This is a genomic window from Mesorhizobium sp. M1E.F.Ca.ET.041.01.1.1 (assembly GCF_003997355.1).
Classification (GTDB): domain Bacteria; phylum Pseudomonadota; class Alphaproteobacteria; order Rhizobiales; family Rhizobiaceae; genus Mesorhizobium.
Window position 1 is genome coordinate 1 of the sequence record NZ_RZSL01000610.1, and the last position, 3,457, is coordinate 3,457.

A 3,457-nucleotide genomic window follows, 5' to 3' on the forward strand; every position below is an offset into this window, starting at 1 on the left:
CACTTTGCCAGGTATCGCGGGTATCGTGCTGACCATCGGCATGGCCGTGGACTCCAACGTTCTGATTTACGAGCGCATACGCGAAGAGCGACGAAATGGCCGCTCCGTCATCCAGGCGATCGACACCGGTTTCTCCAAGGCGCTGGCGACGATCGTCGACTCCAACGTCACGTCGCTGATCGCGACCGTGGTGCTGTTCTTTCTTGGCACCGGTCCGGTCAAGGGCTTCGCCATCACCTACGCCATCGGCATCCTGACCACGGTGTTCACCGCCTTCACCTTCACCCGGATGCTGGTCGCGATCTGGCTGCGCCGTGCCCGCCCGAAGGAATTGCCAAGGGCGCCCGTCACCTTCATCCCGCCGGGCACCAAGATCCCGTTCATGGGGATCCGCCGCTGGACGTTCGCCTTGTCCAGCGTGCTGTCGATCCTGTCGGTCGTCGGGTTCCTGACCATCGACATCAATTACGGCATCGACTTCAAGGGCGGCTCGATGATCGAGGTGCAGTCCAAGCAGGGCGACGCCGATCTCGGCGACATCCGCAGCAGGCTATCCGAGCTCAACATCGGCGAGATCCAGGTGCAGCAGTTCGGCGCCCCGAATGACGTCCTGATCCGCGTCGGAACACAAGATGCCGGCGAGAATGCCGAGCAGACGGTTATCGACAAGGTGAGGGGCGAGCTCCAGGATCAATACGACTTCCGTCGCGTCGAAGTGGTGGGTCCGACGGTTTCCGGAGAGCTGGCCAAGCAGGGCACGATCGCGATGTTGATCGCGCTGGTCGGCATCCTGCTCTATGTCTGGTTCCGCTTCGAATGGCAGTTCGCGGTGGGCGCGATCGTCGCGACCGTCCACGACGTGGTGATGACGATCGGCTTCTTCGTCATATCCGGATTGGAGTTCAACCAGTCGTCGCTGGCGGCGATCCTGACCATCATCGGCTACTCATTGAACGACACGATTGTCGTCTATGACCGCGTTCGCGAGGATCTCAGAAAATACAAGAAGATGCCGCTGCCGCAGCTCTTGAACAATGCCATCAACGAGACGCTGTCGAGGACGACGCTGACCTCGGTCACGACATCGCTGGCGCTGTTGGCTCTGGTGCTGTTCGGCGGCGAGGTGATCCGTTCCTTCACGCTGGCGATGCTGTTCGGCGTGGTGTTCGGCACCTATTCGTCGATCTTCATCGCCGCGCCGCTGCTGATCCTCTTCAAGTTGCGGCCGCAATCCGCGACCGCCGAGGAGACGAAGACGGCGAACGGCAAGGCCGTGACGACCTGACGCCGTCAGAGCCGGATGATTTCAGGTCGAGTCGACCTGAAATCTGAATCCGGCTCTGAATCAAAGAGATAGAGCATGATATCGTCCGAAAACCGCTCCACACTTTTCGGCATCATGCTCTAGACCCATGGCCAAAGGCATCATCATCCGCGAGGCGCATTTCCCGGGCAGGGCGCCGATTGAGGCTTATGGTAATGGCGGCTTCCGCTTTGCCGACATGTCGCATCGCGGATCGCTTTTGTGCCTGCCGTCGGGCATTCATGGCTGGGAGCCGGCCGATCCGCTGGCGCTGAAAGCCTCGGACTTCGACAAGCTTTTCGCCCAAGCGGACAGGGTTGAGATCCTGCTCGTCGGCACCGGCAAGGATCTGCGGCCGCTGCCGGGTGCACTGCGCGCCGCGCTCAAGCAAGCCGGCATCTCTGCCGATCCGATGTCGACGGGGGCGGCCGTGCGCACCTACAACGTGCTTCTGGCCGAGGACCGCGCCGTGGCCGCAGCGCTGATTGCCGTCGATTGAATGGCAGGCGGCTCAACCATCGTCATGGACGCGGTGCGCGCCGCCGACCCTGACCGCTACCTCTCCGCGCTCTACGCGCCGGCCGACAGGCGCGACGCGCTGCTCGCGCTCTATGCCTTCAATGCCGAGATCGCCAGCGTGCGCGACCGCATCCATGAGCCGCTGCCGGGCGAGGTCCGGCTGCAGTGGTGGCGTGATGTCATCATGGCCGAAGGCGGGGCGGAGACCGGTCATCCGACCGCCGATGCGCTGAGGGCTGCGGTCGCAGCCAGCCACCTGCCGAAGGCGGCCTTCGACAACATGCTCGAAGCGCGCATCTTCGACCTCTATGACGACCCGATGCCGTCGCGGACCGACCTCGAGGGTTATTGCGGCGAGACGGCCGCGGCGCTCATCCAGCTTGCGGCGTTGGTGCTCGATCCAACTGCCGCGCCACGCTTTGCCGAACTGGCGGGCAGGGCAGGCTGCGCGCAGGCGATCACCGGCCTGCTGCTTTTGTTGCCGCTGCATCGCAGGCGAGGCCAATGCTACGTGCCCGCCGAGATCCTGGCAGCCGCGGGAACGACACCGGAAGAGTTCGTCAAGGGCGACGGCGGTCCTGGCGCGGAGCGCGCAGTGGCGGCGATGATTGCGCTGGCGCGAGAGCATCTCGGCGCTTTCGAGAAGGGCGCGCCGGCTCTCCCCGTTTCGCTGCGCCCCGCGTTTCTGCCACTTGCGCTGACGCGCGCCTATCTCACCAGGATGGACAGCGCGGACCGCTCCCCACGCGTTGCGACTGCGACGCTCTCGACCTTGCGGCGGCACTGGCTGCTCCTGCGTCATGCCATGCGCGGCTGGGCGCCTCTTTGACGTAAACGTCAATCGTGCTAGGGATTCCGTCGCGTGGACTCGCGTCAGAGAAATGCGAGCCGCCGGAGGAGCCGCCATTCCATGACACTGCCAGTCCTGGTTGTCCTCGTCGTGTTCGGCATCGCGCTGTCGGTCGCCGCCGTGCATTTCACCGGTGGCACGACAACCGCGACGTTTGCCACTGCTGATCAGGCGCTCGCACGTTTTGCCCAAGACTTTCCGGACGAAAAGCCGGGTGCCGTGCGGCTGACATCGGACAGGCATGCCGCGTTCCTCGAACTCGGCTCGCAACGCTGCGGCATCGTTCACAGCATCGGCGACTGTTTCCTGACGCGCATCGTCACGCCGCGGGATGTTCTCGCCCTGGTGCGGGAAGGGAGCGTGGTGTTGCTGCGGATGGATGATTTCACCTGGAAAGGCGGGCGGTTTGCCTTTGCCAACGAAGCCGACGCGCTGGCCATGGCGGCGGCGCTGCAAGCCCGCGATCGGACCCGAAAGGCGGCGTGATGGACGACTACAATTTTCCGCAAGTCACCCAGCTTGCCATCCCGTTCTTCGTCGCGGCGATCCTGATCGAGCTCTGGCTGGTGCGCACCGGCCGCGCCAAGGGATCGTTCGAGACGCGCGACACGCTGGCCAGCCTGATGATGGGCACGGGCAATGTCGTCGCCGGTCTGCTGCTCGGCGTCGTGTCCTATTGGGCGCTGGTGTGGCTCTGGCAGTTCCGCTTCTTCAATCTCGGCCTGTCGGTCTGGGTCTTTGTCGCCGCCTTCCTGCTCGATGACCTGCGCTACTACGTCTATCAC

General features: G+C 63.9%; 4 protein-coding genes and 1 pseudogene. All 5 read left to right on the forward strand.

Annotated elements, in window-relative coordinates; all coding sequences use genetic code 11:
• A partial coding sequence (secF, locus tag EOA38_RS31185) for a protein translocase subunit SecF (RefSeq protein WP_127301030.1) occupies positions 1 to 1,285 on the forward strand: 1,285 nt, incomplete at its 5' end.
• A 127-nt stretch (positions 1,286 to 1,412) separates the two neighbouring features.
• Positions 1,413 to 1,802 carry an Mth938-like domain-containing protein gene (locus EOA38_RS31190; protein ID WP_126093408.1) on the forward strand — a complete coding sequence of 130 codons (390 nt, stop codon included), beginning with the start codon at positions 1,413 to 1,415 and terminating at the stop codon, positions 1,800 to 1,802.
• A complete protein-coding gene (locus tag EOA38_RS31195; RefSeq protein ID WP_189350010.1) occupies positions 1,803 to 2,651 on the forward strand; it encodes a phytoene/squalene synthase family protein in 849 nt (282 codons plus the stop codon).
• Positions 2,652 to 2,732: 81 nt separating this feature from the next.
• Positions 2,733 to 3,158 carry a hypothetical protein gene (locus EOA38_RS31200; protein ID WP_126093409.1) on the forward strand — a complete coding sequence of 142 codons (426 nt, stop codon included), beginning with the start codon at positions 2,733 to 2,735 and terminating at the stop codon, positions 3,156 to 3,158.
• Positions 3,158 to 3,457: pseudogene (locus EOA38_RS31205) on the forward strand (sterol desaturase family protein); the annotation flags it as partial. The gene EOA38_RS31200 and the pseudogene EOA38_RS31205, both read left to right, overlap by 1 nt.